We start from the raw sequence: 15,927 nt of genomic DNA, 5'->3' as shown, positions 1-15,927 counted from the left end.
GTAGGACTGGACTGTGCGCGCCATCGTCTACACCGAGACCGGTGACCCCGACGTCCTGCAGCTGGTCGACCGCCCCACCCCCGAGCCCGGTCCGGGCGAGGTGCGGGTGCGGCTGGCCTTCTCCGGCGTCAACCCCACCGACTGGAAGCGGCGGCGCACCGCCGCGCCGCCCGACGGCGGCCAGGTGCCGGACCAGGACGGCTCGGGCACCGTCGACGCGGTCGGCCGGGGCGTGGACCCGGTGCTGGTCGGCGAGCGGGTGTGGGTCTGGGAGGCCGCCTGGCAGCGCCCGCACGGCACGGCGGCGGAGTACACCGTCGTCCCGGCGCGGCAGGTGGTGCTGCTCGGCGCCGGCCCGTCGTTCGAGCTCGGCGCGGCGCTGGGCATCCCGTTCCTCACCGCGCACCGCTGCCTCACCGTGGCCGAGTCGCTGCCCGACCGGCTCGGGCCCGGCGCGCTGACCGGGCACACCGTGCTGGTGCAGGGCGGGGCGGGCGCCGTGGGCAACGCCGCCATCCAGCTGGCCCGCTGGGCCGACGCCACGGTGGTCGCCACGGTGAGCAGCCCGCGCAAGGCCCAGCTCGCCGCGGCGGCCGGGGCGTCGCACGTCGTCGACTACCGGCGCCAGGACGTCGTCGCCGAGGTGCGCAAGGTCGCCCCGCACGGCGTCGACGCGATCGTCGAGGTGTCCGCCGCGAGCAACGCCGCGGTCGACGCACAGCTGGTCGCGCTGCACGGCGCGGTCGCCATGTACGCCGACGACGGCGGCGCGGAGGTCACCCTGCCGGTGCGCGCGCAGATGGTGCAGAACGCGCGCTGGCAGTTCGTGCTGGTCTACACCGAGCCCGAGCGGGCCAAGGCGATCGGCGTGGAGGACGTCAACGCCGCGGTGCTGGACGGCGCGGTGCGCGTCGGTGAGGACGCCGGCCTGCCGCTGCACGTCTTCCCGCTCGCGGAGACCGCGCAGGCGCACCGCGCGGTCGAGGAGGGTGCCGTCGGCAAGGTGCTGGTCGACGTCACCTCCTGACAGGATCGCCCGGTGCCCCGCGTCCTCGTCGCCCCGGACAAGTTCAAGGGATCGCTGACCGCGACGGAGGTGGCCGAGGCCGTCGCCCGCGGCCTGACCGGCGCGCGCCCGGACGTCGAGGTGGTCCGCCTGCCCGTGGCCGACGGCGGCGACGGCACCCTGGCCGCCGCGCTGGCCGCTGGCTACGAGGCGGTGCCGGTCACCGCGACCGGGCCGACCGGGGAGCCGGTGCAGACCGCCTACGCGCGGCTCGGGGACGTCGCCGTGGTGGAGATGGCCGACGTCTCGGGGCTGGGCCGGCTCCCCGGCGGCCGCAAGCAGCCGCGCACCGCGACCAGCCGCGGCACCGGGGAGCTGGTCGCCGCGGCGCTGGCCGCCGGCGCCCGCCGGGTGGTGCTGGGCATCGGCGGCAGCGCCACGACCGACGGCGGCGCCGGGCTGCTGCAGGCCCTCGGCGCCCAGCTGCTCGACGCCGACGGCGCCCCCATCGGCCCGGGCGGTGCCGGGCTGGAGCGGCTGGCCCGGGTGGACGTCGGCGGGGTGGCCGCGGCCCTGGACGGCGCTGAGGTGGTCGTCGCCTGCGACGTGGACAACCCGCTGACCGGCCCGGCCGGCGCCGCCGCGGTGTACGGCCCGCAGAAGGGCGCCGGCCCGGACGACGTCGCCTACCTGGACGGCTGCCTGGCGAGGCTGGCCGACGCGGTCGCCGGGGCCACCGGCCGCGACGTGCGCGACGAGCCGGGTGCCGGTGCCGCGGGCGGGGTGGGGTTCGCCGCCCTCGCCGTCCTCGGCGCCCAGCTGCGGCCGGGCATCGACCTGCTGCTGGACCTGCTCGGCTTCGACCGGCTGGTGGCCGGCGCGGACCTGGTGGTGGTCGGTGAGGGGTCGCTGGACGGGCAGAGCCTGCGCGGCAAGGCGCCGGTCGGGGTGGCGCGGCGGGCCCGGGCGGCCGGGGTGACCGCGGTGGTCGCCGTCTGCGGGCGCCGCGACCTGGCCGACGACGCCCTGCGGTCGGCCGGCATCGACGCCGCGCACGCGCTCACCGACCTCGAGCCGGACCCCGAACGCTGCATGGCCCAGGCCGCCCCCCTGCTCGAGCGGCTCGCCGCCGGGTCACTCGCGCCGCACCTGCCGGTGCCCTCGGCCGGCTGAGACCCGCAGGCGCCGGTCAGGCGCCGAGGAGGACACCCCGCACGGCCAGCGCCACCCCCACCGCCAGGACCAGGCCGGCGGTCAGCACGGGGGCCACCAACGCGATCCGGGCCAGCAGCCGGGTCCGGCCCAGGTCGGACAGCCGGCCCACCAGGCCGCTGCGGAACCGGACGAGCAGCAGGCCGACGGCGGTGAGGGTGCCGGCCATGCCCAGGCCGTAGGCCAGCACCAGGACGACGCCGAAGAGGGTGCGCCCGAGGCCGACCGAGGCGATCAGCACGACGAGGGCCGACGGGCTGGGCACCAGGCCACCGGCGATGCCCATGCCGATCAGGCCGCCGCGGCCCGTGCCGGGCCCGTGGGTGTGCCCGCCCGGGCCGTGCGAGTGCCCACCCGACCACCAGCCGCCGTGCCGGTGCCCGTGGTCGTGGTCGTGCGTGTGGTCGCCGTGGTGGTGGTCGCCGTGGTGGTGGTGGCCGTGGTCGTGGGTGTGGCTGTGCGTGTGGTCATGGGTGTGGTCGTCGTGCCCGTGGTCGTGCCCGTGCCCGTGGTCGTGCCCGCCGTGGGTGTGCGGCGCCTCGTGCGGGTGGGCGTGCACGTGCCCCCGACCGCTCACGGCCGCGGCCAGCGCGGGCTCGGGCACCACCTGGACGGCCGGGACCGTCGTGGCCGCCCCGGCCCGCCAGCGGGGCAGCGCCCGGCGGAGCATGTCCACGCCGATGCCGGCCACGATCAGGCCGCTGACCACCCCGAGCCAGCGGATCACCTGGTCCCCGGCGAGCGAGCTGGACAGCGACACCGCCAGCCCGAGGACCAGCACGCCGACGGTGTGCGTCGCGGTGACCGTCGCGCCGACGGTGATCGCGTCCCGGCTGCGCCCCGAGCGGCCGGCCAGGTAGGCCGCCATGACCGTCTTGCCGTGTCCGGGCAGCAGGGCGTGGCCGCAGCCGAGCAGGACGGCCAGCGCGACGGCCAGGGCACCGACCAGCGGGGTGAGCTCGCGGTCGCCGACGAGGTCCTCCAGGCGCCGGTCCAGCGCGGCCATGGCCGAGCCGAACGGGTCACCGGAGCCGGCGGTGACCGAGGCGCCCGCGCCGGTGCCGTCCCCCGGGGTGGTGGCCACCGAGAACGACCGGACGTCCAGCGGGGAGGCCAGCAGGTCGTCGGGGTAGGCGCGCAGCCCGTCGGTGACGCTGTCGACCGGCACCGGGGAGTCCAGCAGCGCCACGCCGTCGCCGTCCGCGGTCATCTCCCGCCAGCCGACCCGGTCGGCCAGGTGGTCGTTGTCGACGGTCAGCTCGGCGGGTGCGGACAGGTCGGCGTCCCCGCGCAGGTCGCAGGTGAGCCGCAGGGTGGGCAGGCCGGCGGCGCCGGGGACCACCTCCATCGCGGTGCCGGTGACCTGCCACGGCACCGCGACGCCGTCGACGGTCAGCGCCGCCGCGTCGGCGACCTCGGCGCACTCGGCGCCGGCCGCGGCGGCCAGCTGCCCGGCGTCCGGGGAGCCGTCCGGCGCGATCGTCGCCAGGGCCTGGGCGGCGGGGATCTCCGCCCGGTCGACGACCGCGGTCACCTCGACGTGGTCGGGGAACAGCGCGACAGCGGTGGAGTGGTTGACGGTGAAGTTGCCCAGTGGGTGCGCCTGCGCCACCCCCGCCGGCACGGCCGCCCACAGCGCACCGGCCGCCAGGGTCACGGCCAGCGTCCGAGCGGCCCGGGTGGGGGTCACCGGGGGCCGCCGAGGGAGTCCAGCAGCTGCCGCGCGCGCGGGGCGTGCAGCGGGGAGAAGTGCGGGTTGGCGTCCAGGGCCGCGGTCAGGGTGTCCCGGGCCTGGTCGGTCCGGCCGAGCGCGGCCTCGACGGCGCCCCGGTGGTACAGGAAGGAGGCGTTGGCGCCCCCGAGGGCGGTGGCCGCCTGGGCGTGGGCGAGGGCCTCGCCGTCGCGGCCGGCGCTGTGCAGCGCCCAGGCCAGCGCGTCGTGGGCGTCGGTGTTCTGCCGACGCGTGAACTCCGCCTCGGCGGCCGCCACCGCCGCCTGCGGGTCGCCGTGGTCGGCGGCGAACAGCGCGGTGGACAGGTCGTCGGAGACCCCGCCGGCGGCGAACAGCCGGCGCACGGTCTCCACCAGGGCGTACTGGGCGGACGCCTCGTCGTCGCGGCCCAGGGACTCCAGGTACTCCCCGAACTCGACGAGGTGCTCGGGCAGCGGCCGGGCGTCGGCGACTGCCCGGAAGCCGGCCACCGCCGCGTCGACCTCCCCGCGGGCGGCGAGCACCCGGGCCTGCGCGAGCAGCAGCTCCGGCTCGTCGGGGGCGGCGGCCAGACCGGCGGCGACCTGCCGCCCGGCCTCGTCCAGGTCCCCGGTGGAGAAGGCCAGCGCGCCCAGCTGGGTGCGGCACCAGGCCTGCGCGGCGGGGTCCGGCGCCAGCTCGAGGGCCTGCTCCAGCGCGCCGCGCGCGTTGACCAGGTCGCCGCGCAGCTCCGCGTCGTAGGACGCCCGGGTGAAGGAGGCCGTGCCGGGCTGCAGCTCGAGCATCCGCGCCAGCGCCTCGGTGGCCCCGTCGTGGTCGCCGAGCTGGGTCCGTGCGTCGGTGAGCACGCCCCACGCCGTGGCGTCGTAGGGGTCGATGGCCACCGCCTGCCCGGCCAGGTCGGCGGCGGCGGCGAAGTCGTGCCGGGCGTTGGCCAGCGCGCCCTGCCCGGCCAGCGCGGTGTCGTTGCCGTCGGGGCGCAGCCGCAGCGACTCCCGCAGCGCGCCGTCGGCCTTGTCGTACAGCGACGGGTCGGCGGTCACCCGCGCCTGCTCGACGTAGGCCTGTCCCAGCTGCGCCCAGGTCGCGTGGTCCCCGGGTACCCGGGCCAGCCGCTGCTGGGCGGCGGCGACGGCGGCGGCCAGCGGGTCGACCGGGGCGGTGGCCACGGTCTGCTGGACCGCGGCCGGGGGGGCCTCGGTCAGCGTGGCGAGGCTGGTGGCCGACACGGCCAGCAGCAGACCGCCGGTCAGTACCGCGCTCACCGCGGTGCGCCTGCGCACGGTCAGACGTTCGGCAGGTCGCCGGCGGGGGCGGGCTGGCCGGAGGCCAGCCGCTCGTCGCTCGCCTGCAGCGACCGCTCCATGTCCAGCGTGGCGCGCACGACGAGGTTGTCCTCGTAGGAGCGCGCCGACTCGTCGAACGCGCCGGTGCAGGTGATGAGCACCACCTCCGAGGAGCCGACCGGTGCGTAGACCTCCTGGGCCGGGAACGCGTTCTTGGGGTACTGCCGGCTCTGGGTGACGGTGAAGACCGCGACGGTGTTGTCGGCGCGGGTGACGTGCACCTCGTCACCGCTGCCCAGCTCGTCGAGGCGGAAGAAGACGGCGGGGCCGGTGTGGTCGTCCACGTGGCCGGCGATCAGCGCGGGCGGGCCCTGCGGGTCGCCGGGGTGGTTGCCCCCGGTGAACCAGCCGGCCTTGGCGTAGGTGACCGGCACCTCGAGGGTGCCGTCGGGGTTGAGGCCGAGGTCGACCAGCGAGGAGCTGACCCCGATGGCCGGGATGTCGATCTGCACCGGCTCGGAGCGGGTCAGCGACGTGACCAGGTGCGGGACCGGCCGGCCGGAGCCGTCGGTGGGGACGGCGGCCGGGCCGGCGGTCGGGGCTCCGGAGCCGCCGAACAGGAACGAGCCGATCAGCAGGCCCACCGCGAGGGCGGCCACGGCCGGCAGGAGCCAGCTGGGCAGGCGCCGGCGCGGCCGGTCCCGGTCGTCGTCCACCGTGTCGTCGTCCCGATCGTCGTCCGTCATGTCGTCGAGGTCGTCGACGAGGTCGGGCGGGGCGGCGGTCCGGTCGCCGTGGTCGGGGTCGTGGGGGGACGGGGTGTGCGGGGTGGTACCGGCCACGAGGCTCCTTCGGTCTGCTGCCTCCCGTCCGCCCTCGGTCTCGAGGGCGGACGGCGGGGAGGGTTCGTCCGTGAGGGGTGGCCGTGGGGTGCGGGACCGGGGTCCCGCACCCCACGGCCGAGGGGGTCAGACCTCCGGGGTGGAGGTGACCGTGCGGCGCTGCAGGCGTCCGCGGATGAGCGAGCCGGCGCCCGCGCCGATGAGCACGAGGGCGGCCGAGCCGCTCAGGGCCGGGATGAGGGCCTCGTCCAGACCACCCTCACCGGTCTCCACGCCGCCCACCGGGTAGCCGTTCACGCCGGCCGTGCCGGTGCTGGCGGGCCCCGCCGCCGGGGGCACCGGCTGGGGGTTGCCGTCGCCGACCGGGGAGCCACCGTTGACGGCGGTGGTGTTGGGCAGGCCGATGTAGGGGAAGGAGTTGCCGAAGCCGGGGCCGTTCTGGTTCACGCCGTCGCCACCGGCCAGGGCGGCCACGCCGGCCGCGGCCCGGTCGGCGGGGATGTTGTTGACGTCGTAGACGCCCTCCAGCGCCAGCAGCGAGATGTCGAGCACGTCGTCACCAAGGCGACGGCCGTTTGGGAACCCCTGCAGGTCCCCACCGACCACGCCCAGCCGGTTCGGCGACGCCGTGACCGGGACGGACATGTTCAGCCGCAGCATCTCCGAGGGCTGGAAGTCCGCCGGGACGGCGGCGGCGTTGAGCACCTGGGAGTTGAGGTCGGCCTCGATCGGGTTCGGCGTCGACGGGTTGCCGTCCACGTCGAACTCGGCATTGGTGACCACGCCGGTCAGGAACACCTCGAAGATGTCGTAGCGCGGGGTGGCCGGCGCCTTGATGCCGTAGATCGCCTCGATCAGCGCGGGCACCTCGGGGTTGAGCACCCGGTCCACGACGGCCCCGCCGGCGGCGGCGGCGTCCTGGTCCGGCGAGATGGCGTTGAAGGCGTCCTTGAGGCCGGTCGGGACGACGACCTCGTTGACCAGCGGTGCGCCCAGCCGGGAGACCTGCTGCAGGCTGCCCGAGCTGGTCACGCTGCCGTCGGCGTTGCGGGTGGTCATCGACGGCCGCGAGGTGGTGCTCCAGATGCCGACCACCGGGTTGTTGGCGGCGTCACCGGCGATGGCCAGCGCGTTCTTGGGCACCTGCAGGGCGAGGGTGTTGACGTTGTAGCCCGCGAGGGTGTCCTGGCCGGTCTCGGACAGGTCGGCGCCGTAGAGCAGGTCGAAGACCCGCAGGTCCAGGAAGAACGGGTCGTCGGCCTGCGCGGCCAGGGACTTGCCGCCACCGGGCAGCGGCTTGATGGCCTCGGTGCGCAGGGCCGCGTAGTCCGGCATGCCCTTCGGGCCGGTGAACGACGGCGCCACCGGGGCGTCGTCGAGCACCGGCGCGAACGGCGCGCCGCCGACGCTGACCGTCAGGTCGTAGGTCTGGCGGAACAGCAGGTTGGCGTCACCGAGGGAGGTGACCGGGCCGTTGTTGTAGAGGAACGTGCCGGTGCCGCGGGCGTCCTGGGTGCTGAACTCCCAGCGGTAGACCACGTCGGCCACCGCGTCGCCGTCGTTGTCGATGTTGATGTCGTGGGCGACGCCGGTGGCCCACGGGTAGAAGTTCGGGCCGCCGTTGGGCTCGGAGAACGGCGCCCAGTTCGCGATCAGGGTGACCGTGTTCGCGTCCTCGGGGCTGGTGAAGGCGTAGACGTCGGTGTTGTCCAGCGCGGGCTCGGCCGCGATGAGCGGCGCCTCGCGGTGGCTGGACGCCTGCGCCACGCTCGGCAGGAGGCCGACGACGGCGGAGCCGGCCAGCACACCCCCCGCCGACAGCAGCGCGGCGGCACGGATGCCCCGCTTGTGGTCCTGGTCGTGCTCGGTCATCGGACGTCCTCTCCTCGCCGCCCGACGGTGGGCGGTCGTCAACCACGCGGATCGCCGGCGGCCGGTGGGACCGCCGTGCGGTCGAGCTGCCGGCCGGGAGGACAGATGGAGCCCCGTTGCACGCTGCGACGTGCACAAGCTAAAGGCGGACGATCATTCGCGAGCGCCGCTCGGGCCGTGTCGCAGATCTCCTTTCCGGCCGTTCTGGAGCCGCGCTCGGTGTTGCTGAACCGCTGGTCAGCAGCTTGTCAGGTACTACGGGAAATGGCCGCGCGTGGCGCCGGCAACAATGGTCGCCGGCCACTCCCGACCATTCCCGTCACTCGTGCACCACACGTCCGTCGGGCAGCACGCGTACCGGACACGGCGAGGTGAGGGCGGCGCCGACGCTCCGGTCGACCGACGCGTGGCCAGGACGCCGCGGGACGTGGACGCACGTCTGCGGACGCTGCTGGTCACCTCCGGCGCAGGCGGCGACGACCCGGCGCACGGAGGCCGGCAGCCGCTCGTCCCACAGCCGGCCGGGCACGGTTCGACGAGTCAGACCGGGGCGAGCGCCGTTCTCACCGCGGGGCCACCACGGTGACGCCGTGGTGCACGGCAGCGTCCGCCAGTTGCTGGTCGTAGACGACCATGGTCGTGAGCCCGACCCGCTGCGCCGAGGCGAGGTGGATGGCATCGAGCGCGCCCAGGGTGCGGCCGGGCGCCGCCGGGACGCGCTCGGCCTGCTCCAGCACCGCATCGGTCAGCCGGAGCAGGTCCACCTCGCGCAGCAGGGCCGCCACGTCCGGCCTGGGGACCCCGTACGCCAGCCCGACCCGGTGCAACTCGGTCCGGACCAACACCGACGACACCAGCTCTGGCTCCTCGGCCACCAGCCACCGCTGCAGCGCCGCGCTACCGTCCTCGTCCTTGAGCAGCTTGGCGAGGGCGGACGTGTCCGCGTACGCCCTCACCGATCACCGTGCCACTCCGACAACAGGTCCTCGGTCGACGGTCCGGGGAGGTCACGAGGCGGCGGCAACTGGCGCCAACCCCGGCGGTGGGCCGGGATGACCTCCCCGGCTTGCAGCAGCTCGTCGTACCGCTCGCGCGGCACCCCCGGGGCAGGGGCCGGGGACAGGAGCGCCACCGGCCGGCCGTGGTTGGTGACCAGGAGGGTCTCCCCCGCTTCCACCCGCCGCAGCACCTCGGCTGAGTTGTTCCGCATCTCACGGTGGCTGATCGTCTCCATCGAGCCCTCCTCGCGCTGGCCACAGCGTAGCACTGATGCTCTTTCGTGCTACGCCATGGGTGACATACGTCACTGCGGGACGCGGTGGGCGTTGGTCGGGGGGACTGCTCTTCGGACGATCTCGGTGGCGGCCTGGTCGACGTCCACCTGTTCGATCGACGGGGTCGACGAACACCAGGTGTCGCACCGGTCGACGGAGGTCAGCCTCCGGAGCCGCCGGCGAGGAGCACGGTGACCCCGGTGGCCGCGAAGGCCGCGACCACCGGCTCCGGCGCGCCCGGGTCGGTGACCAGCGTCCAGCCGGGCTCGATCCGGGCCCAGGCGGGTGCGTTGGCCGCCTGCAGCTTGGTGGCGTCCGCGAGCAGGACGACCCGCCGGGCCTGACGGGCGGCGACCTCCTTCACGTGCGTCTCCTCCAGAGTGGGCTCCCCCAGCCCGCGTTCGGGGTCGACCGTGTCGGCACCGAGGAAGGCCACGTCGAACGCGAGCCGGTCCAGCGCCACCGAGGCGAGCGGGCCCACGACCCCGTGGCTGAGCGGCTGCACCTGCCCGCCGACGACGATCACCCGCACGCCGGCCGCCCGGGACAGCAGCAGCGCCGACTCCAGGCCCCGCGTCACGACCGTCAGCGGCCCGGCGGTGACCAGCAGGCGGGCCAGCGCCAGGCACGTCGTCCCGGCGTCCAAGAACACCGTGCCCTCCGCGGGCACCAGGTCGGCCGCCACCGCGGCGATCGCCGCCTTGGCCTCCGCGTCGAGCTGCGCGCTCTCGCCGAACGGCCGCTCGTGGAACACCTCGTCGCGCACGAGCGCGCCGCCGTAGGTGCGCGCGATGCGGCCCTCCCGCTCCAGCCGGGCGAGGTCGCGGCGCACGGTGGAGGGCGAGACGCCGACCTGCTCGGCCAGCGGCTCGACCCCGTCGACGCCGGCACGCAGCAGGGCCAGCAGCGCGTCGTGCCGCTGCTGGGTGGCCCGCCGCGTCCCGGCGTCCTGGGGGCCGCTCAGGGTGCGTACGCCTTGCGGATGTTGTCGACGAACGGCGCGTAGTCGACCGCGGCCAGGTAGGCCGACAGCATCGTGCCCGGACCGGCCTGCCCGGTGCCGGCGATGTCGAAGGCGGTGCCGTGGTCGACCGAGGTGCGCAGGATCGGCAGGCCGACGGTCACCGAGATGGTGCCGTCGAAGTCGAACGTCTTCGCCGGGATGTGCCCCTGGTCGTGGAAGTGCGACAGCACCCCGTCGTAGCGGCCGACCAGCCCCTGGTGGAACACCGAGTCGGCCGGGACCGGGCCGCTCACGTCCAGCCCCTCCTCGCGGGCGGCCACGCACGCGGGGCCGATGTGCACGATCTCCTCGTCGCCGAAGTTGCCGTTCTCCCCGCCGTGCGGGTTGAGTGCGGCCACGGCCAGCCGCGGGCTCTCCAGCCCGAAGACCTGCAGCGCGGTGTGCGCCCGGCGGATCGACTCGCCCACCCGCTCCTGGGAGATCTGCTCGATCGCGGTGCGCAGCGCGACGTGCCGCGTGGTGAAGAAGATCCGCAGGTGGTGACCCTCCTGGGCGGTGTTGCGGACGACGAACATGGTGTCCTGCTGGGTGACGCCGGTGAGCTCGCCGAGCATCTCGGTGTGGCCCAGGTGCGCCGACCCGGCCGCCCAGATGGCCTCCTTGTTGATCGGGCTGGTGACCACGCCGGCGACCTCGCCGTCCAGCGCGGCCCGGGTCGCCGTCTCGATGGCGGCGATCGCGGCCCGGCCGGCGCGCGCGTCGACCTTCCCCCACGCGGGGACGTCCTCGCCGAGGACGCCGGTGTCGACGACGTCGATGACACCCTCGGCCGGTTCGGTGTCGAAGCCGTCGACGGTGCGCACCTCGACACCGAGGCCCATCGCCTGCACGCCGCGGCGCAGCGCGGCCGGGTCGCCGACGGCCACGCCGTGGTGGCCGTCCGCGCCGGCGGTGCGGGCCAGGGTGGCGGCGGTGATCTCCGGGCCGATGCCCGCCGGGTCGCCGAGGGTCAGTGCGAGCACGTGTCGGGTCATGTCGATCTCCTTGGTCGTCGTCTGTCGTCGGGGTCAGTACGGGGTGCGGGACTCCGCCGACGTCACGTGCCGGCGGCCGGCCTCGACGCTGCGCCGCAGGTGGTCCACGCACGCGACGGTGGTGCCCTCGTCGCCCACCAGACCACCCTTGGTGACGACCTGCAGACCGTCCCACGGGCCGCCGACCACGCTGCCGGCGACCGCCAGCGGCACGACCTCCTCGGCGATCTCCAGCCCGTGCGAGCCGAGCTCGGCCAGGACGGCCGCGGTGACGTCGCCCCCGGTGGTGAACAGGCCCCCGACGGCGTGCGCCTCCAGGTTGCGGCGCACCGCCCGGGCCAGCTCCCGCGGGATGCGGTCGGCGTCGGCGGGCTCGATGCGGTGCACGTCGCCGTCCTCGAGCGCCGTGGCCAGCACGACGACGTCGTCCCGACCCGCCGCGCTGAGCAGCCGGTCGAGCAGCGCCGTGGTGGCGTCGGCGTCGGGGACCGCCCCGCCGTCGAGGGTGGGCACGCGGTGCAGGTGCGCGCCGCGCTCGGTGGCCAGCCGCTGCAGCTGCCGACGGGTCAGCTCGGTCGCCGACCCGGACACGACCAGCAGCGGCGACCCCTGCACCGTCCGGTCCAGGCCCATCGCCCGGGCCATCGCCACCGACGCCGGGCCGGGGTCGGAGGTGACCCAGACGACGTCGCCGCCCTCGGCCGCGGCGACGGCGGCCTCGGCGATGCGGGTGAGGTGCTCCTCGGTGGTCGCGTCGGCCACCAGCAGCTCGGCGCCGTCGTCCAGGGCGGTGCGGACGGCGGTCACCAGCTCCGCACGCGGCCCGGTGACCGCCGCCATGTCGATCGTCCGGGCGCACAGTGCGGCCTGCTGGCGCACGATCTGGACGACGTCGGAGGTGCGCATCGGCGTCCGCGCGTCGCGGGCCACCTCGGTCTCCTCCAGCCGCCGTCCACCCAGCAGCTGGTGGCCGCCGATGGTGTGCCGCCCGGCACCGGGGTGCGCCGGGGCGCACAGCGCCACGGTGCGGGCGCCGCTCAGCTCGGCCACCTCGTGCAGCAGCGCCTCGGTGGTGGCGCCGACGTTGCCACGCAGGGTGGTGTCGATGCGGTTGCACACCAGCCGGGCCGGCCACCCGGCCCGGACGACCTCGCGGGTGCGCCGCTGCGCGGTGCCCGGGTCGGCGTGCCGGCTGTCGGTGGTGGCGACGACGACGTCGAAGCGGGACACCATCTCGGTGACCACGTCCCCGCGCTCGACCGCGCTCGCCGTCGCCGACCGCAGCCCTGCCGCGGCGAAGCCGGCCGCGGCGGCGTTCGCCCCGGTGAGGTCGTCCGCGACGACGAGCACGGCTGCCACCGGTCCGGCCTCAGAGGAAGAGGCTGGCGACGAGCAGCAGCGGCAGCGACGCCGCCCAGACCGCCGTCGTGATGCCCGACCAGCCGCGCAGCGCCGCGGTGCCCTCCAGGCCGGTGAACCGCGTGACGACCCAGAAGTAGGAGTCGTTGAAGTAGCTGAACACCATCGAGCCGGCGCAGCAGGCCAGCGCAGCGAGCAGCGGCGAGAGGCCCAGCGCGCCGACCAGCGGGGCGGTGACCGATGCGGCGGTGATCATCGCCACGGTGCCGGAGCCCTGCGCGAGGCGCACCAGCGAGGCGACCAGGAACGGCACCAGCACGCTGGGCAGCGAGATGCTGGCCACGGCGTCGGCCAGGGCGGTGCCCACGCCGGAGTCGCGCAGCACCTGGCCCAGGGCGCCACCGGCCCCGGTGATCAGGATGATCAGGCCCGCGGACGCCGCGGCGTCGGCCAGCCAGGTGTGCACCTGCTTGCGCGGCGTCCAGCGGGGCAGCAGCAGGTAGACGGCCAGGACGATGCCGATGACCAGGGCGACCACCGGGTTGCCGATGAAGGCCATGGTCGCGGCGATGCCGGAGGGTGCGTACTCGTCCTGCGGGCTGAGGGCGCCCTGGGCGTTGCGGTCGATCGCCGTGGTGACCGTGTTGAGCACGATCAGCGCCAACGGCACGAGCAGCGGCAGCGAGGCGAGGCCGGCGCCGACCCGGTGCGGGCCGGCGCCCGGGGGTGGGGTGCCGAGCTGAGCGGCCGGGTCGTCGGCCGGCGGGCCGTCGTCCGCGGTCACCGTGCCGGCGCCGGACCCCGTGCCCGGCGCCGTCGCGGCGGTCCCGGCGTAGACCGCGGCCCGGACCGGCTCGCTGACCTCACTCTCCAGCTTCGGGCCCATCCAGGCGGCGTAGAGGACGACGATCGGCAGGAGCAGCAGGCTGAACACCAGGCCGGCGAGGATGAGCCCGCCGAGGTCGGCACCGAGGATGCCGGCGACGCCGAGCGGGCCGGGGGTCGGCGGCACCAGGTGGTGGGTCAGGGTCATGCCGCAGCCCAGGGCCAGGGCCAGGGTGACGTAGCGACCCTTGATCCGCCGGGCGATCGACCGCGCCAGCGGGTTCATGATCACGTAGCCGGAGTCGCAGAACACCGGGATCGACACGACGGCGCCGGTGCCGGCCATCGCCCAGTGCTCACGACCCTGACCCAGAGCCCGGACGAACACCCGGGCGAGGCTGGCCGCCGCGCCGGAGACCTCCAGCACCTTCCCGATCGCCACGCCGAGACCGATCACGATGCCGATCGAGGCCAGGGTGTTGCCGAAGCCGGTCGTGATCGAGGTGATCGTCTCCCCGACCGGCGACCCGGCGACGAAGCCGGTGACCAGCGCCGCGATGAGCAGCGCCACGAAGGCGTCGAGCCGGGTGCGCAGGACCAGCACGACGATCGTCGCGATGCCCAGCACCAGGGCCAGGAGCAGTTGCACGTCCACCCGGAGACCTCCCTGCCGTCCCCCGCCGGTGGAGGACACCAGGAACATGGTGCAGGACACACTTGCTCAGATCAAGCACTTTCTCGGCACAACTGCGCAGTACGCGCATCTCGGTCCGGCACGTACCGGACGACGTGCACGCCGAACTCCGGCGGCGGGCTCACGCCGCTGGGGTCTCCTTGTCGGAGTACGTGCTGCAGGAGCTCGAGCGGGTGGCGGCCCGTCCGCCGATGGCGGAGGTCTTCGCGAGGTCGGCCTCCCGGCGGATCGCCCTGTCACCCGACGAGGTCGTGGCAGGCATCCGGGCGGACCGCGACGAACGGTGATCGTCGCGGACGCCTCCGTCGTGCTCAGTGCCCTGCTCCTGGACGGTCGTGCCGGTGACGTCGCGCGGAACGCCCTGCTGTCCGATGACGTCCACGCCCCCCACCTGGTGGACGTCGAGGTGACCTCGGCGATCCGACGACGGGTCCTGGCCGGCGACCTGGGTCCGGACGGTGCACGCGCGTCCCTCCGTGACCTCGCCGACCTGGCGATCACGCGGCACGCCCACGAACCACTCCTCGAGCGGGTGCTCGACCTGCGGGACTCGATGAGCGCCCACGACGCCAGCTACGTCGCCCTGGCGGAGACCCTGGGCGGGGCCGTCGTCACGGCGGACGCCCGCCTGTCCCGGGCCCCCGGCGCCCGCTGTCCCGTCCGGCTGCTGTCGGCGTCCTGACCCGGGAGACCTCAGCCGACGCCGAGGTCGCGGGCGATGAGCATCCGCTGCACCTCGCTGGTGCCCTCGCCGATCTCCAGGATCTTCGCGTCCCGGTAGAAGCGGCCGACCGCCGACTCGTTCATGTACCCGTAGCCGCCGTGCACCTGAGTGGCGTAGCGGGCGTTCTCCATCGCCATCTCCGAGCTGTACAGCTTGGCGATGGAGGCCTCCCGGCCGTAGGGCTCGCCGCGCAGCATCCGCTCGGCGGCCCGGTAGTAGGCCAGCCGGGCGGTGGAGGCGCGCACCTCCATGTCGGCGATCATGAACTGGATGGCCTGGTTGCGGCCGATCGGCTGGCCGAACGCCTCGCGCAGCGCCGCGTACTTGACCGACTCGTCCACGCAGCCCTGCGCCAGCCCGACGGCGAGCGCGGAGATGGCGATGCGGCCCTCGCCGAGGATGGACAGGAACTGCGCGAAGCCGCGGCCCCGCTCCCCCAGCAGGTTCTCCGCGGGCACCCGGCAGTCGTCGAAGAACAGCTCGCGGGTGTCGGAGGCGTTCCAGCCGACCTTGGAGTACTTCTTGCCCACGGTGAACCCCGGCGTGCCCGAGGGCACCATGATCGCCGAGATCTCCTTCTTGCCGTCCGGCCGCTCGCCGGTGACGGCGGTGACGGTGACCAGCCCGGTGATGTCGGTCCCGGCGTTGGTGATGAACGCCTTGGAGCCGTTGACCACCCAGTGGCCGTCCTCGAGCCGGGCGGTGGTCCGCGTCGACCCGGCGTCGGAGCCACCGCCGGGCTCGGTGAGCCCGAAGGCGCCGAGCGCCTCCCCCGCGCACAGCCGGGGCAGCCACTGCTGCTTCTGCTCCTCGGTGCCGAAGCGGAAGACGGGCATGGCGCCCAGCGAGACGCCGGCCTCCAGGGTGATCGCCACCGAGGAGTCGACGCGGGCCAGCTCCTCCAGCGCGACGCACAGGGTGAAGTAGGTGCCCCCGGAGCCGCCGTACTCCTCGGGGAACGGCAGCCCGAACAGCCCGAGCTCGCCCATCTGCCGCACGATCGCGGTGGGGAACTCGTCGGCCTCGTAGAACGCCCCGATCTGCGGCGCGATCACGTCCTGGGAGAACTCGCGCACCACCTTGCGCAGCGCCTCGGTCTCCTCGTCCAGCCGGTAGTCCAGCAT

Annotated in this window: 15 protein-coding genes; 4 read left to right on the top strand and 11 right to left on the bottom strand. The window is 75.2% G+C overall.

Annotated elements, in window-relative coordinates:
- Window positions 1–13 precede the first annotated feature (13 nt).
- Entirely contained in the window at window positions 14–1,027 is a 1,014-nt protein-coding gene (locus tag RTG05_RS06250) for an NADPH:quinone reductase (protein ID WP_166527918.1), read from the top strand.
- Between the two features lie 12 nt (window positions 1,028–1,039).
- Window positions 1,040–2,179 (top strand): glycerate kinase, encoded by a 1,140-nt coding sequence (locus RTG05_RS06245; RefSeq protein ID WP_166527917.1) that lies wholly within the window; start codon window positions 1,040–1,042, stop codon window positions 2,177–2,179.
- 16 nt (window positions 2,180–2,195) lie between these two features.
- Here the strand turns inward: RTG05_RS06245 and RTG05_RS06240 are convergent, their stop codons facing one another.
- The 10 genes from RTG05_RS06240 to RTG05_RS06195 form a co-directional block, all read right to left on the bottom strand.
- Complete coding sequence (locus tag RTG05_RS06240) at window positions 2,196–3,908, bottom strand: hypothetical protein (protein ID WP_208104823.1); 1,713 nt, start codon at window positions 3,906–3,908, stop codon at window positions 2,196–2,198.
- Window positions 3,905–5,212 carry a tetratricopeptide repeat protein gene (locus RTG05_RS06235; RefSeq protein ID WP_315912381.1) on the bottom strand — a complete coding sequence of 436 codons (1,308 nt, stop codon included), beginning with the start codon at window positions 5,210–5,212 and terminating at the stop codon, window positions 3,905–3,907. The genes RTG05_RS06240 and RTG05_RS06235 overlap by 4 nt, the downstream gene beginning before the upstream one ends.
- 2 nt (window positions 5,213–5,214) lie before the next feature.
- The gene (locus RTG05_RS06230) at window positions 5,215–6,057 is read right to left on the bottom strand and encodes a class F sortase (RefSeq protein WP_208104822.1); all 843 of its coding nucleotides are present in this window, start codon (window positions 6,055–6,057) and stop codon (window positions 5,215–5,217) included.
- A gap of 126 nt (window positions 6,058–6,183) precedes the next feature.
- Window positions 6,184–7,929, bottom strand: coding sequence for a DUF4331 domain-containing protein (locus RTG05_RS06225; RefSeq protein ID WP_166527915.1), 1,746 nt, complete (start codon window positions 7,927–7,929; stop codon window positions 6,184–6,186).
- Between the two features lie 563 nt (window positions 7,930–8,492).
- Entirely contained in the window at window positions 8,493–8,885 is a 393-nt protein-coding gene (locus RTG05_RS06220; RefSeq protein WP_166527914.1) for a type II toxin-antitoxin system VapC family toxin, read from the bottom strand.
- Window positions 8,882–9,163, bottom strand: coding sequence for a type II toxin-antitoxin system Phd/YefM family antitoxin (locus RTG05_RS06215; protein WP_166527913.1), 282 nt, complete (start codon window positions 9,161–9,163; stop codon window positions 8,882–8,884). Before RTG05_RS06215 ends, RTG05_RS06220 begins: the two co-directional genes overlap by 4 nt.
- 200 nt (window positions 9,164–9,363) lie before the next feature.
- Window positions 9,364–10,110 (bottom strand): DeoR/GlpR family DNA-binding transcription regulator, encoded by a 747-nt coding sequence (locus tag RTG05_RS06210; RefSeq protein ID WP_315912566.1) that lies wholly within the window; start codon window positions 10,108–10,110, stop codon window positions 9,364–9,366.
- A 53-nt stretch (window positions 10,111–10,163) separates the two neighbouring features.
- Complete coding sequence (gene pdxA / locus RTG05_RS06205; RefSeq protein WP_166527912.1) at window positions 10,164–11,201, bottom strand: 4-hydroxythreonine-4-phosphate dehydrogenase PdxA; 1,038 nt, start codon at window positions 11,199–11,201, stop codon at window positions 10,164–10,166.
- Window positions 11,202–11,234: 33 nt separating this feature from the next.
- A complete protein-coding gene (locus RTG05_RS06200; RefSeq protein ID WP_315912380.1) occupies window positions 11,235–12,551 on the bottom strand; it encodes a four-carbon acid sugar kinase family protein in 1,317 nt (438 codons plus the stop codon).
- A 19-nt stretch (window positions 12,552–12,570) separates the two neighbouring features.
- On the bottom strand, window positions 12,571–14,040 hold the full coding sequence (locus RTG05_RS06195; protein WP_208104820.1) for a GntP family permease: 1,470 nt from the start codon (window positions 14,038–14,040) through the stop codon (window positions 12,571–12,573).
- Window positions 14,041–14,102: 62 nt separating this feature from the next.
- Here RTG05_RS06195 and RTG05_RS22325 point away from each other — a divergent pair, with 62 nt between their 5' ends.
- Together RTG05_RS22325 and RTG05_RS06185 are read left to right on the top strand one after the other, a co-directional pair.
- A complete protein-coding gene (locus RTG05_RS22325) occupies window positions 14,103–14,366 on the top strand; it encodes a FitA-like ribbon-helix-helix domain-containing protein (protein ID WP_396349625.1) in 264 nt (87 codons plus the stop codon).
- Entirely contained in the window at window positions 14,363–14,761 is a 399-nt protein-coding gene (locus RTG05_RS06185) for a type II toxin-antitoxin system VapC family toxin (RefSeq protein ID WP_166527910.1), read from the top strand. The genes RTG05_RS22325 and RTG05_RS06185 overlap by 4 nt, the downstream gene beginning before the upstream one ends.
- An 11-nt stretch (window positions 14,762–14,772) precedes the next feature.
- Here RTG05_RS06185 and RTG05_RS06180 read toward each other — a convergent pair whose 3' ends face one another.
- Window positions 14,773–15,927 (bottom strand): acyl-CoA dehydrogenase family protein, encoded by a 1,155-nt coding sequence (locus RTG05_RS06180; RefSeq protein WP_166527909.1) that lies wholly within the window; start codon window positions 15,925–15,927, stop codon window positions 14,773–14,775.

Source organism: Geodermatophilus sp. DSM 44513 (assembly GCF_032460525.1).
Taxonomy (GTDB): domain Bacteria; phylum Actinomycetota; class Actinomycetes; order Mycobacteriales; family Geodermatophilaceae; genus Geodermatophilus.
Note: the sequence above shows the minus strand (reverse complement) of the source record. Positions and strands in the feature narration are given on the sequence as shown.

What these genes read in the sequence shown, in the direction of transcription:
- RTG05_RS06225 (WP_166527915.1), bottom strand. Translation starts at nt 7,929, where the DNA reads ATGACCGAGCACGACCAGGACCACAAGCGGGGCATCCGTGCCGCCGCG.
- RTG05_RS06215 (WP_166527913.1), bottom strand. Translation starts at nt 9,163, where the DNA reads ATGGAGACGATCAGCCACCGTGAGATGCGGAACAACTCAGCCGAGGTG.
- pdxA (WP_166527912.1), bottom strand. Translation starts at nt 11,201, where the DNA reads ATGACCCGACACGTGCTCGCACTGACCCTCGGCGACCCGGCGGGCATC.
- RTG05_RS06180 (WP_166527909.1), bottom strand. Translation starts at nt 15,927, where the DNA reads ATGCTGGACTACCGGCTGGACGAGGAGACCGAGGCGCTGCGCAAGGTG.